The organism is Micromonospora psammae (assembly GCF_036902725.1).
GTDB lineage: Bacteria > Actinomycetota > Actinomycetes > Mycobacteriales > Micromonosporaceae > Micromonospora.
The window spans coordinates 16,627-36,923 of record NZ_JBAKHM010000039.1; the positions used below are offsets into that span (position 1 = coordinate 16,627).

General features: G+C 73.3%; 25 protein-coding genes and 1 pseudogene. 13 read left to right on the top strand and 13 right to left on the bottom strand.

What is annotated here, in order from left to right; genetic code table 11:
* The first annotated feature begins 6 nt into the window (after positions 1-6).
* Positions 7-531 (top strand): molybdopterin dinucleotide binding domain-containing protein, encoded by a 525-nt coding sequence (locus V6U79_RS28420; protein ID WP_334530430.1) that lies wholly within the window; start codon positions 7-9, stop codon positions 529-531.
* Here V6U79_RS28420 and V6U79_RS28425 read toward each other — a convergent pair.
* Complete coding sequence (locus tag V6U79_RS28425; RefSeq protein WP_334616545.1) at positions 519-1,658, bottom strand: coiled-coil domain-containing protein; 1,140 nt, start codon at positions 1,656-1,658, stop codon at positions 519-521. The genes V6U79_RS28420 and V6U79_RS28425 overlap by 13 nt on opposite strands.
* 87 nt (positions 1,659-1,745) lie before the next feature.
* Between V6U79_RS28425 and V6U79_RS28430 the strand changes: the two genes are divergently transcribed.
* Entirely contained in the window at positions 1,746-2,255 is a 510-nt protein-coding gene (locus V6U79_RS28430; RefSeq protein ID WP_334616546.1) for an NUDIX hydrolase, read from the top strand.
* A gap of 45 nt (positions 2,256-2,300) precedes the next feature.
* On the opposite strand, the gene V6U79_RS28435 is transcribed toward V6U79_RS28430, so the two are convergent.
* Positions 2,301-3,224 (bottom strand): NADP-dependent oxidoreductase, encoded by a 924-nt coding sequence (locus tag V6U79_RS28435; protein WP_334616548.1) that lies wholly within the window; start codon positions 3,222-3,224, stop codon positions 2,301-2,303.
* Entirely contained in the window at positions 3,224-3,712 is a 489-nt protein-coding gene (locus V6U79_RS28440; protein WP_334616550.1) for a nuclear transport factor 2 family protein, read from the bottom strand. The genes V6U79_RS28435 and V6U79_RS28440 overlap by 1 nt, the downstream gene beginning before the upstream one ends.
* A gap of 162 nt (positions 3,713-3,874) precedes the next feature.
* On the opposite strand from V6U79_RS28440, the pseudogene V6U79_RS29915 reads away from it, so the two are divergent.
* A pseudogene (locus tag V6U79_RS29915) lies at positions 3,875-4,009 on the top strand (LysR family transcriptional regulator); the annotation flags it as partial.
* 457 nt (positions 4,010-4,466) lie between these two features.
* Complete coding sequence (locus V6U79_RS28450; protein ID WP_334616551.1) at positions 4,467-5,195, top strand: hypothetical protein; 729 nt, start codon at positions 4,467-4,469, stop codon at positions 5,193-5,195.
* A 161-nt stretch (positions 5,196-5,356) separates the two neighbouring features.
* On the opposite strand, the gene V6U79_RS28455 is transcribed toward V6U79_RS28450, so the two are convergent.
* On the bottom strand, positions 5,357-5,584 hold the full coding sequence (locus tag V6U79_RS28455) for a hypothetical protein (protein WP_334616552.1): 228 nt from the start codon (positions 5,582-5,584) through the stop codon (positions 5,357-5,359).
* 62 nt (positions 5,585-5,646) lie between these two features.
* Positions 5,647-5,823 carry a hypothetical protein gene (locus V6U79_RS28460; protein ID WP_334616553.1) on the bottom strand — a complete coding sequence of 59 codons (177 nt, stop codon included), beginning with the start codon at positions 5,821-5,823 and terminating at the stop codon, positions 5,647-5,649.
* Positions 5,824-5,946: 123 nt separating this feature from the next.
* Here V6U79_RS28460 and V6U79_RS28465 point away from each other — a divergent pair, with 123 nt between their 5' ends.
* Both V6U79_RS28465 and V6U79_RS28470 read left to right on the top strand, forming a co-directional pair.
* On the top strand, positions 5,947-6,261 hold the full coding sequence (locus tag V6U79_RS28465) for a hypothetical protein (protein WP_334616554.1): 315 nt from the start codon (positions 5,947-5,949) through the stop codon (positions 6,259-6,261).
* A 50-nt stretch (positions 6,262-6,311) separates the two neighbouring features.
* Positions 6,312-6,662 carry a hypothetical protein gene (locus tag V6U79_RS28470; protein ID WP_442933373.1) on the top strand — a complete coding sequence of 117 codons (351 nt, stop codon included), beginning with the start codon at positions 6,312-6,314 and terminating at the stop codon, positions 6,660-6,662.
* An 81-nt stretch (positions 6,663-6,743) separates the two neighbouring features.
* On the opposite strand, the gene V6U79_RS28475 is transcribed toward V6U79_RS28470, so the two are convergent.
* On the bottom strand, positions 6,744-6,893 hold the full coding sequence (locus V6U79_RS28475; RefSeq protein ID WP_334616555.1) for a hypothetical protein: 150 nt from the start codon (positions 6,891-6,893) through the stop codon (positions 6,744-6,746).
* Between the two features lie 13 nt (positions 6,894-6,906).
* On the opposite strand from V6U79_RS28475, the gene V6U79_RS28480 reads away from it, so the two are divergent.
* Positions 6,907-7,698: a hypothetical protein gene (locus tag V6U79_RS28480; protein WP_334616556.1), complete on the top strand. Its 792-nt coding sequence runs from the start codon at positions 6,907-6,909 to the stop codon at positions 7,696-7,698.
* 639 nt (positions 7,699-8,337) lie between these two features.
* Positions 8,338-8,577, top strand: a complete 240-nt coding sequence (locus V6U79_RS28485) for a type 2 periplasmic-binding domain-containing protein (RefSeq protein ID WP_334616558.1) — start codon at positions 8,338-8,340, stop codon at positions 8,575-8,577.
* Positions 8,578-8,590: 13 nt separating this feature from the next.
* On the opposite strand, the gene V6U79_RS28490 is transcribed toward V6U79_RS28485, so the two are convergent.
* A complete protein-coding gene (locus V6U79_RS28490; RefSeq protein ID WP_334616559.1) occupies positions 8,591-9,373 on the bottom strand; it encodes an alpha/beta fold hydrolase in 783 nt (260 codons plus the stop codon).
* Positions 9,374-9,470: 97 nt separating this feature from the next.
* On the opposite strand from V6U79_RS28490, the gene V6U79_RS28495 reads away from it, so the two are divergent.
* The gene (locus V6U79_RS28495; RefSeq protein ID WP_334616560.1) at positions 9,471-12,503 is read left to right on the top strand and encodes an AfsR/SARP family transcriptional regulator; all 3,033 of its coding nucleotides are present in this window, start codon (positions 9,471-9,473) and stop codon (positions 12,501-12,503) included.
* A 27-nt stretch (positions 12,504-12,530) separates the two neighbouring features.
* Here the strand turns inward: V6U79_RS28495 and V6U79_RS28500 are convergent, their stop codons facing one another.
* On the bottom strand, positions 12,531-13,016 hold the full coding sequence (locus tag V6U79_RS28500) for an RrF2 family transcriptional regulator (RefSeq protein ID WP_334616562.1): 486 nt from the start codon (positions 13,014-13,016) through the stop codon (positions 12,531-12,533).
* A gap of 140 nt (positions 13,017-13,156) precedes the next feature.
* Here V6U79_RS28500 and V6U79_RS28505 point away from each other — a divergent pair, with 140 nt between their 5' ends.
* Positions 13,157-13,900 carry an SDR family oxidoreductase gene (locus tag V6U79_RS28505; RefSeq protein ID WP_334616563.1) on the top strand — a complete coding sequence of 248 codons (744 nt, stop codon included), beginning with the start codon at positions 13,157-13,159 and terminating at the stop codon, positions 13,898-13,900.
* 93 nt (positions 13,901-13,993) lie between these two features.
* Here the strand turns inward: V6U79_RS28505 and V6U79_RS28510 are convergent, their stop codons facing one another.
* The gene (locus tag V6U79_RS28510; RefSeq protein ID WP_334616564.1) at positions 13,994-14,644 is read right to left on the bottom strand and encodes a LysE family translocator; all 651 of its coding nucleotides are present in this window, start codon (positions 14,642-14,644) and stop codon (positions 13,994-13,996) included.
* A gap of 117 nt (positions 14,645-14,761) precedes the next feature.
* Here V6U79_RS28510 and V6U79_RS28515 point away from each other — a divergent pair, with 117 nt between their 5' ends.
* Positions 14,762-15,316 carry a GNAT family N-acetyltransferase gene (locus tag V6U79_RS28515; RefSeq protein ID WP_334616565.1) on the top strand — a complete coding sequence of 185 codons (555 nt, stop codon included), beginning with the start codon at positions 14,762-14,764 and terminating at the stop codon, positions 15,314-15,316.
* Positions 15,317-15,356: 40 nt separating this feature from the next.
* Here the strand turns inward: V6U79_RS28515 and V6U79_RS28520 are convergent, their stop codons facing one another.
* Positions 15,357-15,767, bottom strand: a complete 411-nt coding sequence (locus tag V6U79_RS28520) for a YkvA family protein (RefSeq protein ID WP_334616566.1) — start codon at positions 15,765-15,767, stop codon at positions 15,357-15,359.
* A 135-nt stretch (positions 15,768-15,902) separates the two neighbouring features.
* On the opposite strand from V6U79_RS28520, the gene V6U79_RS28525 reads away from it, so the two are divergent.
* The gene (locus tag V6U79_RS28525; RefSeq protein ID WP_334616567.1) at positions 15,903-16,388 is read left to right on the top strand and encodes a DnaJ family domain-containing protein; all 486 of its coding nucleotides are present in this window, start codon (positions 15,903-15,905) and stop codon (positions 16,386-16,388) included.
* Positions 16,389-16,677: 289 nt separating this feature from the next.
* On the opposite strand, the gene V6U79_RS28530 is transcribed toward V6U79_RS28525, so the two are convergent.
* Positions 16,678-16,974, bottom strand: a complete 297-nt coding sequence (locus V6U79_RS28530; protein WP_334616568.1) for an immunity protein CdiI family protein — start codon at positions 16,972-16,974, stop codon at positions 16,678-16,680.
* 331 nt (positions 16,975-17,305) lie between these two features.
* Positions 17,306-18,145 (bottom strand): alpha/beta fold hydrolase, encoded by an 840-nt coding sequence (locus V6U79_RS28535; protein WP_334616569.1) that lies wholly within the window; start codon positions 18,143-18,145, stop codon positions 17,306-17,308.
* 222 nt (positions 18,146-18,367) lie between these two features.
* On the opposite strand from V6U79_RS28535, the gene V6U79_RS28540 reads away from it, so the two are divergent.
* A complete protein-coding gene (locus V6U79_RS28540; RefSeq protein ID WP_334616570.1) occupies positions 18,368-18,742 on the top strand; it encodes a YciI family protein in 375 nt (124 codons plus the stop codon).
* A 121-nt stretch (positions 18,743-18,863) separates the two neighbouring features.
* Here V6U79_RS28540 and V6U79_RS28545 read toward each other — a convergent pair whose 3' ends face one another.
* On the bottom strand, positions 18,864-19,757 hold the full coding sequence (locus V6U79_RS28545) for a DUF1707 domain-containing protein (protein WP_334616572.1): 894 nt from the start codon (positions 19,755-19,757) through the stop codon (positions 18,864-18,866).
* Positions 19,758-20,297 lie beyond the last annotated feature (540 nt).

Genomic DNA, 20,297 nt, shown 5'->3' on the forward strand with positions numbered 1-20,297 from the left:
ACGGCGATGGCATGCGCCATGGCCCGCCACCACCGCATCGACCCCGGCCGGGTCGCCACCCCGGCCGGGATGCCGGCCCCACCGCCCCGGTCGATCAACATGAGCCGGCCGGTCGGCTACACCCCGCCGGCCGAGGGCGCCGACACCGAGCTGGCCCGCCGGTTCCCGCTGGCCCTGATCTCCCCGGCCGGCCGGAACTCGACCTTCGCGTCGCTGTCCTGGCACCGCGACCGCACCGGCCCGCCCCGCGTCCACCTGCACCCCGACGACGTCGCCGCCCGGGGGCTGGCCGACGGCGATGCGGCGCGGGTGCACAACGACCGGGGCGAGTTCCTCGCCACCGTCGCCGTGGACGACGCGACCCGGCCCGGGCTGGCGTTCACCTACAAGGCGTACTGGGCGCGGTTGAGCCCCGGGGGCAGCACCGTCAACGCGGTCACCGGCGTGCGGGACACCGACCTGGGTGGCGGGCCGACCTTCCACGACACCCGGGTGCAGGTCGAGGCGGCGCCGGCTGGTCAGCTGCCCTGACCGGGGGCGCCGAGCCGGGCCAGCGCGGCGGCGAGGTCGCTGACCTGGTCGGCGAGCTGCGCGGCGCGGCGCTGCGCGGCGTCCCGGTCGGCTTCGACGGCGCTCAGGCGTACCTCCAGCTCGCTCAGGCGCGCCTGGGCGGCGGCGCCGGCCTGCCGCGCCGCGGCCAGCTCACCGGCCAGGGCGTCGCGCTGCCCGGCCGCCGCGGCCAGCTCCTCGCGGGCCCGGGCCGACACCGCGGCGCTCTCCTGCCGGGCCTGCTCGGCGGCGGCGCGCGCCGCGTCCCGGTCGCGGGCCGCCGCCTCGGCCGCCGCCCGGACCTGACCGGCCTCCTCGCGGGCTCGGCCGGCCTCGTCGCGGTGCCGGTCGGCGTCGGTACGCGCCCGCGCGGCCTCGGCGCTCGCCTGCTCGGCCCGGCGCAGCCCCTCGGCCGCGGCGGCGGTGGCCCGCTGCGCGTCGGCGCGGGCGGCGTCGCGTTCCACGGTCAGGTCGGCGGCCCGTTGCCGTTCGGTGTCCCGCTCGGCGCGCAGGGTGCGCAGCTCGTGCCGGGCGGCGTCGCGGTCCCGCTCGGCCTGCACCCGCAGCGCCTCGGCGGCGCTGGCGTCCCGGCGGGCCGTGTCCCGGTCGGCCTCGGCGGACTCGGCGCGCTCCCGCGCCGCGGCGGCCCGCTCGCCGGCCTGCTCGGCGCGGCCTCGGGCGTCGTCGCGCTCGGCGATGGCCGCGCGGGCCTCCTGCCGGGCGCGGGTGGCCTCGGCCTCGGCCGTCTCGGCGTCGCGGCGGGCGTCGTCGCGTTCGGTGTGTGCCCGCGCCACCTCGGTGGCGGTCTCGGCGCGCAGCTGCGCGAGCTGCCGCTCCACCCCGACCGGGGAGAGTTCGGCGTGCAGCGCCTCGGTCAAGGACTCCACGATCTGGTCGAGCCGGTCCACCGCCTCCCAGGTGCGGGCCACCTGGCCGGGCAGGCCGGGGGCGTTGCGGTGCCGCATCCGGGAGTTGCGGGAGGCCCGCTGGCAGGCCCCGTCGTTGTCCCGGCAGTAGCGGAACGGCCGGCCCGCGCCGGCGCGCTGCGGCACCTCCCGTCCACAGTGGGCGCAGGGACGGGTGTCGGCGGTGGTGGGCTGGACGTCCATCGGGTCGGAAGTCTAGTGCCGGGTGATCGTCACCGGCGCCGGGACGGCCCCGCCGGCGCCGCGGCGCCACCGGCTAGCGTGGGCGGCGTGGCCGTCCCCGCGTACGTCTCGAAGCTGCGCGCCCACGTCGGACACGACCTGCTCCTGCTGCCCGGGGTCAGCGCCGTGGTCCGCGACGACGCCGGCCGGGTGCTGCTCGCCCGGCGCAGCGACAACGGCCGCTGGTCGGTGCCCGCCGGCATCATCGACCCCGGCGAGCAGCCCGCCGACGCGGTGCTGCGGGAGGTGTACGAGGAGACCGGCGTGCGCGTGCGCGTCGAGGGAATCGGCGGCGTGGCCACCCACCCGGTGCTCTACCCCAACGGCGACGCCTGCGAGTACCTCAACATCTGGTTCCGCTGCAGTCCGGTGGGCGGCACCGCCCGGCCCGACGGCGACGAGTCGACGGAGGTGGGCTGGTTCGCCCCGGACGACCTGCCGGAGCTGGACGACTGGGCGCGCCTGCGGATCGACACCACGGTCCGGGCGGACGCGCCGACCTGGCACGCCCAGCCCGGCCAGCGGCACCCGGCGCTCGGCCGCCCCGACGCGCTCTGACCGTGGTGCCGCGCCGCAGTCGACCGGGCGGCGCTGTGGCGCGGCTCAGCAGACCTCGATGACGACCCTGCCGGCATTGCCGCCGGCCGCCAGGGCGCGCTGCGCCTCGGCCGCCCGGTCCAGCCGATAGCGGGCACCGACCCGGACGGCGAGCTCGCCGGCCTCGGCCAACCGCACCAACGCGGTGAGGTCGGCGTGGTCCAGCCGGCAGAAGACCGCGACGACGCCCGGCACGCCGACCTCGGCAACCGAAGCCACCCGCGCGTCGGGGCGGGCGGCCGCCGCCGGCGCGGCGAGCGTGCCGCCGCCGGCGGTGTCGAGGACCGTCTGCACCCCCTGGGGGGCCAGTGCCCGGACGCGGTCGGCGACCCCCGCGCCGTAACCGACCGGTTCGGCCCCCGGTGAGCGCAGGTGGTCGTGGTCGCGCGGCGCGGCGGTGCCGATCACCCGGGCGCCGCGCGACCTGGCGATCTGCACCGCCAGGGAGCCGACCCCGCCGGCCGCCCCGTGCACGAGCAGGGTCTCGCCCGCGCCGACCCCGAGGGTGTGCACGACGGCCTGGTAGGCGGTCAGTCCGGCCAGCGGCAGACCCGCGGCCTCGGCGAAATCCATGGTGCGCGGCTTGCGGGCCAGGGTGCGCACGTCGGCGGAGACCAGCTCGGCCAGCCCTCCGTGGGCGCGCTGCACGTCACCCCGGACGTAGCCGATCACCTCATCGCCGGCGGCGAACTCCGGGGCCGCGGGACCGGAACGTTGCACCACGCCGGCGATGTCCCAGCCGGGAACCACCGGGAAGTACGTCTCCACCGCTGCGTCGAGCGCACCCGCCTGCAGTGCCAGGTCGGCGGGATTGAGCGCGGCGGCCCGCACCCGCACCAGGACCGAGTCCACGTGGGTCTTCGGCTCGGGCAGCTCGGCCGGCTCGAGGACCTCGGGGCCGCCGTAGCGGCGGTACACCATCGCCCTCATCAGGATCCCGGCAGAGCGATCGGCATGTCCAACAGGACACGGTGATGCACGATCTTCCATTCGCCGTCGATCCGGCGCAGCGCGGTGTCGTAATAACCGGACTCGATGGGCCGCACGCTGCCCTGCGCGCCGGAGACACCGGCCGGCCAGCCGTCGGCCGGGCGGGCGGCGGCGCGGACCTCGAAGACGATGAACTGGGCGTTCAGGTGCGCCCGGTCGCCGTCGATGTCGATGATGTGGTCGGAGGTGGTGTGGTGGCTGGCACCGCCCGGCGGGTGCGGGGGCATGAAGTTGGTGACCGCGTACTCCACGCCCGCCCCGCCGATCAGCGGCTCGCCGACCGGCTCGTAGCTGTCCGGACCGGTCCTGGTGTGGATCTGCACGATCGCGTCGTCGGTGAACAGGGCGCCCTGCGCCCTGCCGTCACGGCGGTCCGTCGCGCGCACGTACCGGGCCAGAACCTGCTGGACCCTGCGTTCGTCGTTCATCGGGTGCTAGCTCCCCACGCCGTCGTGTCCGGGCCCGGTGTGCCGGTGCCCGTCGCCGGGGCCGGCCGGGAGAGTCGATCCCGTGATGGCCCCGCAGCAAGTGGACCTCGGAGGCAGCCCGACAGCCATGACCATTGCGGTATCCGGCGATACCGTGAGGGCATGGATCGTCTGGAGACGCGGGAAGTCGGGTACTTCGTCGCCGTCGCCGAGGAACTGCACTTCGGCCGGGCGGCACAGCGGCTGGGCATCGCGCAGCCGCCCCTGTCCCGGGCCGTCGCCCGGCTGGAGCGCCGGATGGGCGTCCGCCTCCTGGAGCGGACCAGCCGCCGCGTTGAGCTCACCCCCGCGGGACACGTCTTCCTCGACGAGTGCCGCCGCCTGCTGAAGAGCCTGGACGACGCGGTGCGGCGCACCCAGCGGGCGGCCCGCCCCGCCGGGCTCGTCCTCGCGGTACGCCCCGGCACCGGGGCCGGCCCGCTCGCCGCACTCGTGCGGTCCCACGACGGCACCGAGCCCGAGATCGTTTTCACCCCAGCTGCAACGCGCCGCCCGGGCGAGCGAGGAACAGGCCCGCCGGATCCGCGCCCAGGTGCGCGCGGCACAGCAGGCCAGCGCGACCGTGTGGCGGCCGGCGACCCGGCCATCATGGTGGCGGCAGGCGTCGGCCGAGGACATCGCCCGAGCCTGGCGGGCCAGCGCCGAATGGGCGGCCACCGACCCGCGCGCCCAGGCCGCCCAGCGGGTCATTGTCGTGCGACTCGCCGAACGCGGCGTCCACGTCGACCCGCAGACCGGTGCCCGGCCAGGGGACGAGGCGTGGCTGTCCGACCAGCTCGACCGCGCCGCCATGGACGACGTCGACCGGCCGGCGGAGGGCCAGCCGGCGGAGGCCCGGCCCGAGAACGCCGGCGAGCCACGCCGCACCCCCCAGGAGCGCCAGGAGGCGATGGCAGCGCACGTGCGGGAGGTGTGGACCGCAGACCGGGCGGAGCGGGTCATCGCCTCGGCGGCGTGGCCGGCGCTGGCCTACAAGCTCGACCAACTGGAGCGCGCCGGGCACGACGTGCGCGATCTGCTGCGGCAGGTGCCCGGCTTCGTCGACCGGGCCCACACGCCCGCTGCGTACGCGTTCCGAGTGGTCGACGACTACGCCACCGAGCAGGGCGCCGGAGCGGCACGGGCCGACGGCAACGTCCACGGCGACGGGGATCGTCCCGCCGTCACCCTTGACGGTGAGTGGCGGGAGACGGGCGGCGGCCGGGAGGAAGGCGCTCGCGGCGACCGTCCGGAGGCCGGCCAGACGTCTGCCGGGCCCGGTGATCGCGACGTGCACGGGGCGAAGCTCGCGGCCCAGGCATTCCCTCAGTCGACCGCGGCCGCGGTCACCGACGCCACGTCGGCGGGCCGGCCGACTGAGGCGACACCGGCACCGGCGCGGTCCCCTTCGGCGGGCGTGACCGCCGAGGCGCCGAGCCGGTAGAGGTCGCGTCGGCGCGGTCAGGGACAGGCCTCGCAGAACGTCAGGGTGGACGCCACCAGGGCGGTTTGGTCGCCGATGCAGACGTCCAACCCGCAGTGGTAGCAGGTGACGCAGCGGCGCAGGAACGCCCCCGACCAGATGGTCGGGGCGTGCGTCCGCGATCAGGCCGACTGCTTGGTCTTCTCCACCAAAAACTCCCGGACCCAGGACGGCCAGTGGAAGGTGTATCCGTCGTCGGACTCCACCCACCGAGTTCCGGCGATCAGCTGACCCGAGTCGGTGAATCGCTCCACCACCTCAGCCGGCAGCGGCGCGGTGTCGACGTGCTCGATGAACAGGTCACGGTCACCCTCGGGCAAGGACTCCCACCAGGCGTTGAGATTAGTCATATATCCCACGGTATCGAGCGCAGCACGCCGGACGCCGGCAACACGATCGGCCAGCCGGCACTTCACTGCTTCGGTTCGTCGCCCAGCTTGTGCTCCAGCTTCACGACCTGCAAACCGGCCGCCTTCGCGCGCATCGCCATCCCGGTGTCGTAGGTGACCACGGTCACCGGCCTTCCCGCGAGCAGCTCGGTGGACAGCGCACGATCGATGATCTCCTCGTCCGGGATGTCATGCCGCATGTGCCGGGCGGATCAAAGATGATCTGGACGTGGACCTCGCGGGTCGTGCAGCGGATCGCCGTGAGAGTTCCTGGTGCCTGGTGTTGCTTCACGTGGGGGTGCTACCGGCGTACGCTGGTTGGTATGACCACGGTGAAGAAGCTGTCGATCTCCGTCCCCCAGGACGTAGCTGAGACGCTGGAGCAGCAGGGCCCAGGCAAGGCGAGCGCCTACGTAACCGGGGCCGTGCGCGCCCAGAGGGCGTGGGAGCAGTTCCGTGACGAGCAGGTTCGCCGCGGGGTGTCGCTGACCTCGGAGGGCATGGCCGCCGCCCGCGCCCGCCGGTACGCAGTACAGGCCGAGTGGCCCGCGGAGCGATTCGCGGCCGTGCGCGAGCGGGTCCGCGAGCATATGAAGCAGGAATTGGCCAGCGGAGACCAGCCGGCGTCTGCCGCGTGACCCCCGGGGACGAGCTGCCCCCGGTCACCCTGGTGCTGGACCGCTCGGCGATGCTGGCATACGTGGCTGGGTCGATCCACGCCGTGGAGCCGGTGGGTGAGGTCATCACCGACCGGCAGCGCTTCGGGGTCACCGCAGTCACCGTGGCTGAGGCCTTGCGGCTGGCGACCGACCCGAAGGACCGGGAAGACCTGCACACGTTGCTGGCGATGGATGCTTGCGCGTTGCTGCCCACGTGGGGCGAGGACTGGTTGGAGCTGTCGTACTGGCTGGGCGTCACCAGTCGGGTCGACCTGGCTACGACGGTGCTGGCGTCGCTGGAGCACGGGGCGCAGATTCTGACCGGGGAGGGCCACCGCTACGGCGAGGGCCTGCCGATCAACTACATGCCGAATCAGTGACCGGGGCGCCGGCCCGGAGGTCAACGTCCCGCAGGCTCCTTGCCTGCGTCCGGCTTGTGGCGCTTAGCGTGTGACATCGCCCTACGCGGCGGCGGGACGCTCCCGGCGGGCAACCTGGGCCAGCGCGCGGACGACGTCGGCGGGCAACACGGTAATCGGCTCGTCGCCAGCGGCGTCGAGCGTGGCGTAGTGCGCCTCCACGATCTCCCGCAGGATCGCTCCCGGTTTCACGCCGCGGGCGCTGATGTGTACCTGGCTGACCCCGCACGCGGACGGCATGGCGGCGCACCCGCTGAGCCAGCTCATCGACGCGCCGGCCACCCGCGCCGCGCTCGGCTCGACGCTGGAGGTGGTGCCGGAGCGGCTGCTGCACGTCGCCCGGGTCGGGCAGCCGGTCGGCCCGGCGGCCCGCTCGGCGCGCCGGATCGGTGGCACCCGGTACGCCGGCCCCGGCCCGCACGGTGCCGGCCGGAAGAGCGTGACCGGTTTCGATCGAGAGATGGACACCGCGGCTCCGGAGAAGAGAATATGGGCGTTCTCCGTGATCGAACGGAACCGTTCAGTGAGAAGGAGTTGCGCCGTGCGTTTTTCCCTGAAGACCCTCGGTATCGGGGCGGCTGCCGCCGCGCTGCTGGTTGCCAGCCCGACACCGGCCATGGCCGACGACGGCCACGTCTCCGTCCATGTCCAGACGTACCCGTCCGGCGGTGACTCGGGCGGAACGACGTACGCGGACCTCAACTTCACCTCGGCACGTTCGGTGACCTACAACAACTGGGTCATCAACGACACCTGCCCGGGTGACGGCTACCGGGTCATCGCCCGGGCGCGCGCCCTCCTCCGGGACGGCACGTGGGCCAACGGCGTTTGGCACGAGGACGACGGCACCTGCGAAAGCGCCCCGTGGGGTCCGTACGACGGCAAGGAGCTGAACACCACCCGTGACATCATGAAGGCCGGCCTGCAGGTCTGCGTCGATCTCGGATCCTCGCTCAAGTGCGACGCGGACTTCCGGGACAACCCCCACACCTCGTAGCCGGCGAGCCGGATCTCGCAGGCTCTCGCTTGAGGAACACGAGCGGCTCAGAAGCCGTCCGGAGGCAACCTCCGGACGGCTTCGCCGATTCTCCGGGAAACCGTCAGCCACCGCCGTGGACGTTCCTGGTCACGGCCCTAGCCATGCTCCTCATCCGTGTCCTGACGACCGCGCCTTCTCGGCCGTACCAGCCCGGCGACGCCCGCTCCGGGGCCCTTGGCGGTGCCGAAGACGCCCTTCGCGGCGGTTCAATACCTGCGGTTCGTCCGGGATCCAGTCGCCGTCGCGGTCCAGCCCTCGCCCGTACGCTGACCAGTACCCAGATCGCCGTGTTTCTCGCCATCTCAGCCCGACGGGCAGCCTTCCCGCTCGCTCACGCCGCCTCCGGTGTGTTCGCGGTGCAGGAACACCGCAGCCAGTTCGGGTTGAAGGACAACACCTGGCGCAGCCAACGTGTGCTGCACGCCTACGGCCTGGTGAACCTGTCCATGACACGGAGCGCAACGCTCAGAGCGGCAGGATCACCGACTACGGCACCCGCTGGAAAAGCACGAGGTAATGGCCTCCCGGTAGTTTCCGGACCAAGAACAACGCGCCGAACTGCAGCAGGAGCCGACCTACCAGCAGCAGTGCCCGCCGGTGGGCCTGGACGAGATCCTCGACCTGGTGGCACTCGGTCGGCTCGTCACCGTCGTCGGCTCGTCCGTCGCCGACCGCCTCGTACCCGACGTGGTCGCTGTTGCGGTGTCGGACCTGCCGGCCACGACGCTGGCCCTCGGCTGGCCCCGGCAGACGTCGCGGCCGGAGGTCACCTCCTTCGCCCGGACCGCGCAGCGCCTGGCGGACGGCCGGCCGGAGCCGGCGGACCCGGCCGCCTGATCCGGCAATTCGCTCAGGCCTCGGCGTCCAGAAACTCGTCGACCATCGGGGCCAGCCACTCGGCCCGCTGCGGCAGCGAGGTGTGGGTGGTGCCCGGCAGGACCGCCAGCCGGCACCGCGGCAGACCGGTCAGGTCACCCGGGACCCCGCCGCCGAGCAGCGTGAACATCTGCACCGCGTGCGCCGGCCGGATGATGTCCGAGTCGCCCAGCACCAGCAGCACGGGCGCGGCGACCGCCCGGATCTGGTCGGCCGACCACTGCGGCAGGTCGCTGTCGAGCCGCTTGACCTTGGCCACCAGGGTGGCGAAGCCGGCCGGGTCCGGGGCGGTGCGCAGGTACTCCTCGTGGAACTCCGAGCCGTGCAGGTGTTCCGGCCGCAGGTCCTGGATGCCGTCGAGCAGGCCCGGATACATGCCGTCCAGGGTGAAGCACACCGAGGCCAGCACGAGCCGGCCGACCCGGTCGGCGTGGTCGGTGCCCAGCCGCAGCGCCGTCGCCGCGCCCATGCTCCAGCCGAACACGTCGGCCCGGGCGATGCCGAGGTGGTCGAGCAGGGCCACCACGTCGGCGGCGAAGTCCTCCACGGTCAGGTCACGATCGATGTCGGCGGTGCGCCCGTGCGCCTGCAACTCCACCGCGATCACCCGGCGGCTCTTGGCCAGGATCGGCAGGATCGCGCCGAAGGACGTGCCGATCCCGGACAGCGCCCCGTGGATCAGGACGACCGGCCGGCCGGCGTCGCTGCCGTGCTCCTCGTAGTACATGTCCAGGCCGTTGACCGGTGCGTAGCTCATGAGCGTGGTCCTCTCTGCGATCGGCTGACACCCACACCGTGCGCGCTGCCGCTTACGGTCCACTTCCGGCCGGCTTACGGCTTGTAGGGTGGCCGGCATGCGGTTCGGTGTCCTGGGCCCGCTCGCCGTCACCACCGACGCCGGCGAGCCGGTGACCGTGCCCGGTGTGAAGGTCCGCGCGCTCCTGGCCGACCTGCTGGCCAACCGCAACCAGGTCGTCTCCGCCGACCGGCTCATCGACGACCTCTGGGGCGACGACCCGCCGGCCAACCCGGCCGGCGCGCTGCAGGTCCGGGTCTCCCAGCTGCGCAAGGCCCTCGGCGCGGCCGAACCGGGCGCCCGCGACCTGGTCGAGTCCCGCCCGCCCGGCTACCTGCTGCGCGCGGTCACCGACGCCGACCGCTTCGCCGACCTGGCCACCGCCGGGGACGCCGACCGGTTGACCGAGGCGCTCGGGCTGTGGCGCGGCGAGCCGTACGCGGACTTCGCCGACTCCGGGTACGTCCGCGCCGAGTCGATCCGCCTGACCGAGCAGCGGCTCGCCGTGCACGAACGCCTCGCCGAGGCCCGCCTGGCCCGCGGCGAACACGACCTGGTCGCCGCGGACCTGGCCGACCTGGTCGCCCGGCATCCGCTGCGGGAGGGCCTGCGCGCCCTGCACCTGCGCGCCCTGTACGCCGCCGGCCGGCAGAGCGAGGCCCTGGACAGCTACGCCGACCTGCGCGACCGGCTCGCCGAGGAGCTCGGCCTCGACCCCGGTCCGGAGCTGGTCGCCCTGCACCGGCGGATCCTGGCCCAGGACGCCGGCCTGAGCGGGCCACCGCGCGCGGCCCGCATCCGCAACAGCCTCCCCGCCCGCCTCGACGAGCTGGTCGGCCGGGCCGAGGCCCTGACCGAGCTGCGGGCGCTGATCCCGCGGCGGCGACTGGTCACGCTCACCGGGCCGGGCGGGGTCGGCAAGACCCGGCTGGCCACCGAGGCCGCCCGCGAGCAGTCCCACCCCGACGGCGTCCACCTGGTCGAACTGGCCGCGCTGCCGCCCGGCGACGCCGGCGTCGCCGACCGGGTGCTGGCCACCCTGGACGTCCACGAGGCGGCCGGCGCTAGCGTCGCGGCCACCGACCGGCTGCTCGCCGCGCTGCGGCACCGGCGGCTGCTGCTCGTGCTGGACAACTGCGAGCACGTCATCGCGCCCGCCGCCGACCTGGTGGCCCGGCTGCTGCGGGACGCCGCCGGGGTCACCGTGCTGGCGACCAGCCGGGAGGCGCTCGGGCTCACCGGCGAGCTGGTGTGGGAGGTGCCGCCGCTGGCCGTACCGGAGCACGACCGTGATCCGGACGCGGTCCGCCGCTCCGCCGCGGCCCGGCTCTTCACCGCCCGCGCCGCCGCCCAGCAGCGCGGCTTCCGCCTGGACGACCGGACCGCGCCGGCCGTCGCGCAGCTCTGCCGCCGCCTGGACGGCCTGCCGCTGGCCCTGGAGCTGGCCGCGACCCGGGTCCGCGCGCTGGGCGTCACCGGCGTGGTGCAGCGCCTCGACGACCGGTTCGCCCTGCTCGCCACCGAGCAGCGGGACATGCCGCCCCGGCAGCGCACCCTCGCCGCCGTGATCGGCTGGAGCTGGGACCTCCTCGACGACGCCGACCGCCAGGTGCTGGCCCGGCTCGCGGTGTTCAGCGACGGCGCCACCCTCGACGCCGCCGAGGCGGTCTGCGCCGCCGACCTGGACGTGCTGGCCCGCCTGGTCGACCGGTCCCTGCTGGTCATGGACGACACCGCAGCCGGCCCGCGGTACCGGCTGCTCGAGTCGGTCGCCGCGTTCTGCCTCGACCGCCTCGCCGACCCGGCCGCGGTCCGGGCCCGGCACGCCGCGTACTTCACCGACCTGGCCGAACGCGCCGACCCCGAGCTGCGCGGTCCCCGCCAGGCCGAGTGGCTGGCCCGGCTGGACGCCGAGGACGCCAACCTGCGGTCGGCGCTCGCCCACGGCGGCGGGCTGCGGCTGGCCACCGCCCTGAGCTGGTACTGGTTCCTGCGCGGCCGGTTCACCGAGGCCCACCGGGCGTTGGCGCTCGACGGTGACCCCACCGCACGTGCCCGGGCCGCCGCCTGGCGGGTGGGCTTCGCGCTGCTGCGCGGCGAACCGGTCGACACCGCCGACCTACACGGGTACGACGACAGCCGCGGCACCTGGTTCGTGGCCGCCGCGCTGATCGAGCGCAGCGAGGTGGCCCTGGCCACCGAGCTGCTCGCCGAAGCCGCCCGGTCCGCCGACCCGTGGACCGAGGCCGCGGTGCTGGGCAGCCGCGCCAAACTCGCCCACGCCGCCGGGGACGTGGCCGCCCTGCAACGGCACGGCACCCGCTGCGCGGAGCTCTTCGCCGAGCTGGGTGACCGCTGGGGCCGGCTGCAGGCCACCGACTGGGTGGGTGGCCTGGCCGAACTGACCGGGGAGTACGACCGCGCCGCCGCCCTGCACCGGGCGGGCCTGAGCTGGGCGCAGGAGCTGTCGCTCTGGCCCGAGGTGGGCAGCAAGCTGTCCTGGCTGGCCTGGCTCGCGGTGCAGACCCGCGACTACGCGCAGGCCCGGGAACTGGGGGAGCGGGCCTACCAGCTGGCCGTCGAGCAGGACTCGCCGGGCGCCCTGGTCTTCGCCGAGCTGGGCCTCGGCTTCGCCGCCCGCCGCGACGGCAAGCTCGACGTGGCCGTCGGCCACCTTGAGCACCTGGTGGAGCTGGCCCACCGCGACGCCCGGCCGGCGCTGTACCTGCCGATGGTGCTGACCGAGCTGGGATACGCCGCCGAGCAGGGCGGCGATCCGGCGACCGGACTGGCCCGGCACGTCGAGGCGTTCGACGCGGCGCAGGCGATGGGTGCCCCCCGCGACGCGGTCGGCGCCCTCGAAGGCATCGCCTCGGCCGCCGCCCGGTCGGAGCCGGAGGTGGCCGCCCGGCTGCTCGGCGCGGCGGCCGCCGCTCGGCTCGCCGCGGGGTTCGCCGCCGCGCCCGCCGAGCGCGACGACCTGGAGCGGACCGGCGAACGGCTGCTCGCCGCGCTCGGTCGGGAGCGGTTCGAGGCACTGGTCGCCGCCGGGCACGACCTGAGCCCGGACGAGGCCCGAGCCCTGGTCTGATCCGCCGTCCCGGCCGGTGCTCGCCGGTCAGCCGTCCCTTTCCCCCTCGAGCCAGCCGCGCACGCCGGCCAACGCCTCAGGGCCGGAGTCCGCGTCGACGTCGCGAGCGAGATCGGCGATCGTGACCGCGGCGAGGGCCTGATGCCAGGCCTGCTCGGCCGCGGCCATGGCGCGGGCGATCGCGCACGGTGTGGTGCAGGCGTCGGCCGGGGCCGCCAACGGGCCGCGCTGGCGAATCTCCGTGCAGGCGAAGGCGGGGCCCGCGCCGTCGACCGCCCGCACCACGTCGAGCACGGTGATGCTCTCCGGCGCGCGGGTCAGCGCGTAGCCCCCGGACTTGCCCTGAACGGAGTGGATGAGCCCGGCGCGGGACAGGGACTGGAGCTGCTTGGCGAGGTAGCTGCCGGAGACGTCGTGCAGTTGCGCCAGTTTGGCCGCCGGGACGGGTCTGCTGCTGGTAGTCAGGACCACACAGCAGTGCAGCGCCCATTCGACCCCGCCGGACATTTTCATCGGTCCACCCTAGCCACACCCCCGGAACCCGGTCATCTTCTGTCCGAGTATATTCCCGGACAGAAGATGTCCGAGTTTCGGCTGCGGTGCGGCGAACCGGACCAGCTGCCAAGGAGCTTGCTCCAGGGAAAGGTGTGAACATGAAGATCGCCGTGATCGGCGGGACCGGGCTCATCGGGTCGCAGGTCGTCAAGCTCCTGCAGGAGGCCGGGCACGAGGCGGTGCCGCACTCGCTGTCCACCGGCGTGGACCTCCTCAGCGGGCAGGGCCTGCCCGAGGCGCTGCAGGGCGCCCAGGTCGTCGTCAACCTGACCAACTCGCCGACCTTCGACGAGGCCTCGTCCGACTTCTTCCGCACGAGCATGGACAACCTCCTGGCCGCCGCGCAGCGCGCGGGAGTCGGCCACGCGGTGATCCTCTCCATCGTCGGCGTCGACCAGGTTCCCGACCTGGCCTATTACCGCGCCAAGGTCCTCCAGGAGGACGTCCTCAAGGCCGGCCGCCTGCCGTACTCGATCGTCCGCGCCACCCAGTTCTTCGAGTTCATGGACGCGGTCCTGTCCTGGACCGCCGACGAGAACACCGTCCGCCTGCCCCGCACCCCCGTACAGCCGATGGCCGCGACCGATGTCGCCCGGGCCGTCGCCGACGTCAGCGCGGGCAGCCCCCTTCAGGGCATCCGGGACGTCGCCGGCCCGGACGTCTTCCCGCTCGACGAACTGGGCAGGATCACCCTCGCCGCCCGCGGCGACCAGCGCACCGTCACCACCGACGACAGCGCCGGCATGTTCGCCGCCGTGCCCGGCGACGCCCTCATCGCCAAGGACGGCGCCGTCATCGCCCCCACCGCCTACCGCGAGTGGCTCGGACGCCAGGAGCGCTGAGCGGACTGACCCCGTGGTACCGGCCGGTCCGCACGGCGCGATCGATCGCGCCGTGCGGACCGACTCGTGCCCGCAGCACCTGGCGGCCCGGCGCTAGGGTGCGGCGACCGCGGCGCGGGACCGGTCGGCGGCGATCCGCACCGCCAGGCCGGCCAGCACGGCGCCCATCACGTAACGCTGCGCCCGCGCCCACGCCGGACGGCGGGTCAGCAACGCCGACACCGACCCGGCCGTCAGCACGATCAACGCGTTGACGGTCAGCGCGATCGCGATCTGGGTCAGCCCGAGCAGCAGGCTCTGCACCGCCACGTGACCGCGCGCCGGGTCGACGAACTGCGGCAGCAGGGAGACGTACAGGATGGCGATCTTCGGGTTGAGCAGGTTGGTGACCAGGCCCATGGCGAACAGCCGCCGCGGTCGATCCGGCGGCAGCGGCGCCGGGGTGAACGCCGAGCGCCCACCCGGACGCACCGTCCGCCAGGCCAACCAGAGCAGGTACGCCGCGCCGGCCAGCTTCACCGCCGTGTACAGCGGCGGTACCAGCACGAACACGGCGGTGATCCCGGCGACCGCCGCCGCCAGGTAGACCAGGAACCCGACGGCCACGCCGAGCAGGGAGACCAGCCCGGCGCGCCGGCCCTGGGTCACCGACCGGGACACCAGGTAGACCATGTTCGGTCCGGGAGTGAGCACCAGACCCAACGCCAGCAGGGCGATTCCCGCCACCGCACCGAACGTGACCATCGACGCCCCCGTCTTCGCCGTTTCCTCGCGACCCTACGCCCGGCCGTCGCCCCCGGGCGCGCGCGAACCGGCTTAGTAGGGGTGTCGGGACGCGCGGTCACGCGCGAGACTGCTCAGGTGTCCACGACCCTGCAGGCCCCGGCGACCGTGTCCGCCCCCGAACTCATGCTGCGCTGCTGGCGCGACGACGACGTGGACGTGCTGTTGGAGACGTACCGTGATCCGGTCCTGCGGGCGCGGACCCGCGACCCGTTGGTCACCGCCGCCGACGCCCGGCGGTGGGTGGCGCGCAACCGGCAGGGCTGGGCGGCGGGCCGCCGCTTCAGCTTCGCCGTCTGCGAGCCCGAGCCGGCGACGGGGGAGCATCGGGTCGTGGCCTGCGTCCTGCTCAAGGACGTGGTGCCCGGTCGCGCCTACGCCGAGGTGGGCTACTGGACGGCGGCGTCGGCACGGGGACGCGGGGTGGCGTCCCGCGCTCTGGAGGCGGTCACCGGGTGGGCGTTCACCCGGTTCGCGGCCAGCGGGCTGACCCGCCTGGAACTGCTGCACCAGATCGACAACCCGGCCTCCTGCCGGGTGGCGGAGAAGACCGGGTACGCGTTCGTCGAGGTGCTGCCCGCCCGTCCGCCGTTCCCGCTCGCCGGGCACCGGCACGTCCGCCAGCGCGGTTGAGACGCGGCGCCGGATCGGGTCACGACGCCGGTGGTGTCGCTCACACCGATGGTCGTGCTGCAGCGGCCGGCCCGAGCAGGCGCAGTAGCAGCCTCGGTTCACCCGGCCAGGCGGCGAGCAGCACCTCGCGGGGCACCTGCCGGCCGGCGTAGCGCAGCGCCAGGGCGACCACCACGATGTCGTCGAGCGGCCCGATGACCGGCAGGAACTCCGGGATCAGGTCGATCGGGCTGGCCAGCCACAGCCCGGCGACGAGCATGGCCACCTTCGCCCGGCGCGGCACCCGCGGGTCGGCGCGTAGCCGGCGCACCGCGGTCAGACAGTCCGGGATGAACGCCGCCAGGTCGCGCAGGATGCCCGGCGGCAGCCGCCGGGCCAGCAGCACCAGCAACGCCCAGCTGGCCACCAGGCAGGTCATCGCCACCGCGAGGCCGATCAGCCAGTCCCGCACGGTGTCCTCCTCCCGGTCCTGCCCGGCAAGGTACGCCGCCCCCGTCGCCCTTGCCGGCGGGGAATGCCGGGCCGGCCGCAGGCGCTGAACCCTGCCGGTGTGCCGGTTACGGTGAATGCGGGGGAGGTGCCAGCGGTGAGCAACGCGTGGGAAGCGGCGGTCGAGGCGCAGATCCGCTCCGCCCAGGAGCGCGGCGAGTTCGACAACCTGCCCGGTATGGGTAAGCCGATCCCGGGCCGGGACGCGCCGTACGACGAGTCCTGGTGGATCAAGAGTTTCCTGGAGCGCGAGGCGCTCCCCTCCGAGCTGCTGCTGCCCACCCCGCTGCAACTGCGCCGCCGGGTCGAACGGGTGCCGGCGGAGGTGCGTGACCTGCCGACGGAGGAGTCCGTGCGGACGTACGTCGGCGCGCTGAACGCCGAGATCATGGCGTGGCTGCGTACCCCGACCGGTCCTCGCGTCGTGGTGCGGCCGGTCAACGTCGAGGACGTGGTCCGCCGGTGGCGCGCGGACCGGGAGCGGGCGGCGGCGGAGCGGGTCGCCGCGACGGCGCAGCAGGCGCCGGCGGCGCCGAGGTCCCGGCCGCGCCGCCGCTGGCGCCTGTGGTGGCGCCGCCGCTGACCTCGTACGCGTGCTCCGGTTGAGTTGCCGCTGCGGTTGCGGGACCTGCTGGAGGTCCCGGAGGGCAAGAAGGTCTCCGAGCTGGAGCGGCTGCGCACGGCGCCGCGCAGCGATTCGGGCCTGGCCATGTCGAAGGCGCTGGCCCGGGTGAGTGAAGTGCTGGGGATCGGCGCCGGCGCGGCGCAGGTACAGGCGGTGCCGGTCAACCGGGTCGCCGCGCTGGCCAGATACGGCTGGGCGGGTAAGGCACCGGCGCAGAGGGCGTTATCACGCTGCCCGGCGAGATCGGTCAGTTCGCCGGGATCGGCCAGAGGTCCAGCTCCACGTCCGCCCGCCAGCCGATCTCGATGGCCAGCAGGCGTCGTAAGGTCTTGCCCTCCTCGGCATACACTGCGGCGTCCTCGGTTGACTGCCAGCCCGTGTCGTAGTGGAAGTGTTCCTCGAAGTGCTCCTGCCATGCCTGGAGACGACGGGTCAGGGCTGGGGAGATGTCGAAGGCCGACGGATCCACAGCACCCTGTGCGTCCCACAGCGGCCAGCCGGCGCCGTAGTCGCTCATCAACCGCAAATGCCGACGATTCGTCATCCTCTCATGCTATGAGACCGCCGCCCGCACACCGCTGGCGCAACCACCCCGGCTGGTGTCACCACGCGCAGCGCCCGCTGCCGATCCGCTGAACTTCTGAATGCGAGTTATCAGGTCCCCGTTCGATGGCTGTGAATAGGCATTGATATTCCGGCCAGAAAATATCTCTCTCGGCCGCAGTGAACGTATATGTGAGAACGCACAACAAGATCCTTCTCACCGCTAACCGCTGTACCGCTCTTCCTTAACCCCGTGCTCGGGCGAGCCGGCCGTCACCGGGTCTCGGGGCGTCGCGTCGCCGCCACGGGCCGGCGGACCACCGTCGTCGTCGTCACCTCAGGAAGGCTGCAGTGGCCGTCACGAACCGGTCGGCGTCGTGGAGCCAGGGGAAGTGCCCGGCTCCGGGCTGGACGACCGCCTGGGCGTTGGGGAAGATGCCGGCGAACTCAGCCAGCGTGCGGGGCGGAGGATTCAGGTCGCCCTCCCCACCCAGCAGCAGGACCGGCGAGGCGAACCGGGCGAACGCCGCGCGCGTGGCCTCCGGGTCGAAGGCCCCCTCGCCACCGAACACGGCGGCGGCCTCGTCGTTGCGCTGCGCCTCCTGCGCCGCATGGTGGGCCTGCGCCGTGTCGTCCCAGCGGCCGTAGAAGAACGGGGCGATCGCCTGGAACGACTCCGCGGTCGCCCGGTCCGCGGCGACCGCTTCCAGCGCGGCGTATGCGGCCGGGAACCATGGCTCGTCCCGGCGCAGCCGCGCGGTCTCCAGCCGCAGCTCGCCCGGGATCGCGATGCCGACGGCCATGACGCTCGGCGTGACCAGCACGAGCCTGCCGACGCGTTCCGGATGCCGGCCGACGTACAGCGCGGCCAGGTTCGCGCCGGCGGAGTGCGCGAGCAGGTCCATCCGGTCCAGGCCCAGGTGCTCGCGCAGGGCTTCCACGTCGTCGACGAGTCGGTCGCAGCGGTAGGAGGCGACGTCCTGCGGGGTCGCCGACTCGCCGGTTCCCCTGACGTCCAGCATGATCAACTGCCGGTGCGTCGACAGGCCACCGAGGTCACCGAGGTACTCGGAGGCCCGCATCGGTCCGCCGGGAATGCAGATCAGCGGGGGACCGTCTCCGAACACGTGGTAGGCGAGTTCGGTCCCGTCGGGTGCGGAGAAGGTCGACATGGGGCGACACTGCCAGCGGGGTGCGGGCGGAGCAACCCGATTCTCCGCTGGCGGCCTCATGCTCGGGTCGCTGTCCCGATCCGGGTCCGACCGGGCCTCGCAGCGGTCGACCGGCCAAGGTCCCGTAAAGAATCTTTGGCACAGCGTCGGATTCGGGGCGAGTCGTTCGTGGAACAGGTGGGAGGCGGCCGGAGGAGGCCGCCGGGACGAGGGAGTGATGGGATGACGCGGTACTTGATCTCGTTCGATGACGGCGCGATGGACCACATCCCCGGCGAGGAGATCCCCGACGTGGCCAAGGCCTCGCACGCGGTTGTCCAGGAGGCCGTGAACGCCGGCGTGTGGGTATTCGGTGCCGGACTGGAAAGGCAGCGGGCGAGCGTCCTGACCACCGACGGGATGGTCACCGACGGCCCTTACCCGGAGACCAAGGAGGTCATTGGCGGGTTCGTGGTCGTCGACGTGGCCTCGCGCGAAGAGGCGCTGGCGTGGGCTGCCAAGTTCGCCGTCGCCTGCCGCTGCGCGCAAGAGGTCCGGCAGCTCATGCCCGACCCCGAACTGGACGCGATGCTCCGCCAAGCTGACAGGCGATCGTGACATCCCGACGACGTCTGATCGAGGCAGACCAGCCACCTTGCAGACTCTCGCGGGCAGTCAGCCCACAAGTCTGAAATTGTCCGCCCAAGCGGGTAAGGCTCAAGCCGTTCATGCCCCACGGTCAGCGATGGAGGATCTCGACCTGGATCGCACCGCCGAGCACACCGGCGGGACAGATCGCCACCAGGGCTGTCAACACGGCAAGGACGACCCTGGGCCCACGCTCCACATCCGGGTTGAGACGGTAGACCGCCGTCGCCATGAGCAGCAGTCCGGGAAGCATCATCAGGAAGGAGCGTCCACCCTCAGCGGCGCTGGTCGCCCCGACCATAAGCACGAACGCGATCGCGAGCAACCACAGGTCGCCGGGGCGAGGGGGCGCGACCTTCAGGTCCGTGACTCTGATCTTGAGTGCGTCGGCGAGCTCGCCGCGAGTTCGGGCGGCTTGGACGGCGACCGTCACGCCCGCCGTCTCGTCGAGCGTCATCTCGCCTGCGGCGACTCGTGCGGCGAGCGTCGCCAGGACGTGCTGCTTATCCCGTTCGGTGATCAACCTTTGAGCGATCTGAGCGGCGCGCCTGGCATCCTCGACGACCGCGGGTTCGCACGCGTCGGCGTCGAAATACGACATCTGCCGTGCCCTCACGAACACGAGGTCGCCCGCCTGCAGGGGCAACGGCCTTGACACGGTCCAGGAGAGTCGCCCAGACCCACCGAGCGGCTCAAGAGTGATCTGCGACTGGCCGCCTTCGATCGTGACGCCCTCGACCACGTGCGTCTTCCATCGGCGGTCGCGCACATCGCTCGGGCGCTGGGTGACACTGAAGTCACGGACGCTGGGCGCCTGACGATTACCGACTGCTGTCACCTGCCGCGTGGGGTTGTCAGTGCACGGATGCTTGGGCCACGGCGGTCCCAGGTCATCGAAGAAGACGCGGCTGCCGTGCTCATTGGCGTAGAAGTAGACCGCCGCGCCACAGGTCGGGCAGCGGGCATTCGGGCTGATCCACCCCACCGCGCTGCTGGACGCGCCTTCGCGGCTTCGCGGTGGCGTCGCTGACGCCGTGGAAGATGATCTCGCATAGGTCCACCGAGGTGCGGAGGACCTGGCAGACGAGCGGGTCACCTTGTGGGTGGTCACCCAGTGCCGGGTGCCGCCCGAACTTGTTCGCCAATGCCCGCGACGTCGGTACGTCTTCACCAAACCACCACTAGGCGCCGCGTCAGCATCGCAGAAGGATAGCCACCGTCGCCGTCAGGAAGGTGCGCAGGTGATCAGCCGCCTTCCTCTCGCTGATGAAGCCATTGGCGCACCGCTGTGAGGTCGACGTCGCTCAGCCCAGGTATGGATCGACGTGGCGTAGCAGTGCTGGTTGTGGGTGTTGTGCCGCGATCCACCGTCGGTCGGCGTCGGTGGCTCCGTCGTCGAGCCAAACGTACGAAAGTCCTGCCGCCCATCGCGCAGGGGTGCGGTCTTCCAGTGGCGGCCACGCGGTGGTTCACCGTCGGCGTCGGGCCAGTCGACGACGGGACCGCCCGTAGTTTCCAGACCAAG

What these genes read in the sequence shown, in the direction of transcription:
- V6U79_RS28510 (WP_334616564.1), bottom strand. Translation starts at nt 14,644, where the DNA reads ATGGTCACGTTCGGTGCGGTGGCGGGAATCGCCCTGCTGGCGTTGGGT.
- V6U79_RS28440 (WP_334616550.1), bottom strand. Translation starts at nt 3,712, where the DNA reads ATGAACGACGAACGCAGGGTCCAGCAGGTTCTGGCCCGGTACGTGCGC.
- V6U79_RS28420 (WP_334530430.1), top strand. Translation starts at nt 7, where the DNA reads ATGGCATGCGCCATGGCCCGCCACCACCGCATCGACCCCGGCCGGGTC.
- V6U79_RS28480 (WP_334616556.1), top strand. Translation starts at nt 6,907, where the DNA reads ATGTGTACCTGGCTGACCCCGCACGCGGACGGCATGGCGGCGCACCCG.
- V6U79_RS28455 (WP_334616552.1), bottom strand. Translation starts at nt 5,584, where the DNA reads ATGACTAATCTCAACGCCTGGTGGGAGTCCTTGCCCGAGGGTGACCGT.
- V6U79_RS28470 (WP_442933373.1), top strand. Translation starts at nt 6,312, where the DNA reads ATGCTGGCATACGTGGCTGGGTCGATCCACGCCGTGGAGCCGGTGGGT.
- V6U79_RS28435 (WP_334616548.1), bottom strand. Translation starts at nt 3,224, where the DNA reads ATGAGGGCGATGGTGTACCGCCGCTACGGCGGCCCCGAGGTCCTCGAG.
- V6U79_RS28505 (WP_334616563.1), top strand. Translation starts at nt 13,157, where the DNA reads ATGAAGATCGCCGTGATCGGCGGGACCGGGCTCATCGGGTCGCAGGTC.
- V6U79_RS28465 (WP_334616554.1), top strand. Translation starts at nt 5,947, where the DNA reads ATGACCACGGTGAAGAAGCTGTCGATCTCCGTCCCCCAGGACGTAGCT.
- V6U79_RS28460 (WP_334616553.1), bottom strand. Translation starts at nt 5,823, where the DNA reads ATGCGGCATGACATCCCGGACGAGGAGATCATCGATCGTGCGCTGTCC.
- V6U79_RS28500 (WP_334616562.1), bottom strand. Translation starts at nt 13,016, where the DNA reads ATGAAAATGTCCGGCGGGGTCGAATGGGCGCTGCACTGCTGTGTGGTC.
- V6U79_RS28540 (WP_334616570.1), top strand. Translation starts at nt 18,368, where the DNA reads ATGACGCGGTACTTGATCTCGTTCGATGACGGCGCGATGGACCACATC.
- V6U79_RS28530 (WP_334616568.1), bottom strand. Translation starts at nt 16,974, where the DNA reads ATGACGAATCGTCGGCATTTGCGGTTGATGAGCGACTACGGCGCCGGC.
- V6U79_RS28495 (WP_334616560.1), top strand. Translation starts at nt 9,471, where the DNA reads ATGCGGTTCGGTGTCCTGGGCCCGCTCGCCGTCACCACCGACGCCGGC.
- V6U79_RS28490 (WP_334616559.1), bottom strand. Translation starts at nt 9,373, where the DNA reads ATGAGCTACGCACCGGTCAACGGCCTGGACATGTACTACGAGGAGCAC.
- V6U79_RS28425 (WP_334616545.1), bottom strand. Translation starts at nt 1,658, where the DNA reads ATGGACGTCCAGCCCACCACCGCCGACACCCGTCCCTGCGCCCACTGT.
- V6U79_RS28535 (WP_334616569.1), bottom strand. Translation starts at nt 18,145, where the DNA reads ATGTCGACCTTCTCCGCACCCGACGGGACCGAACTCGCCTACCACGTG.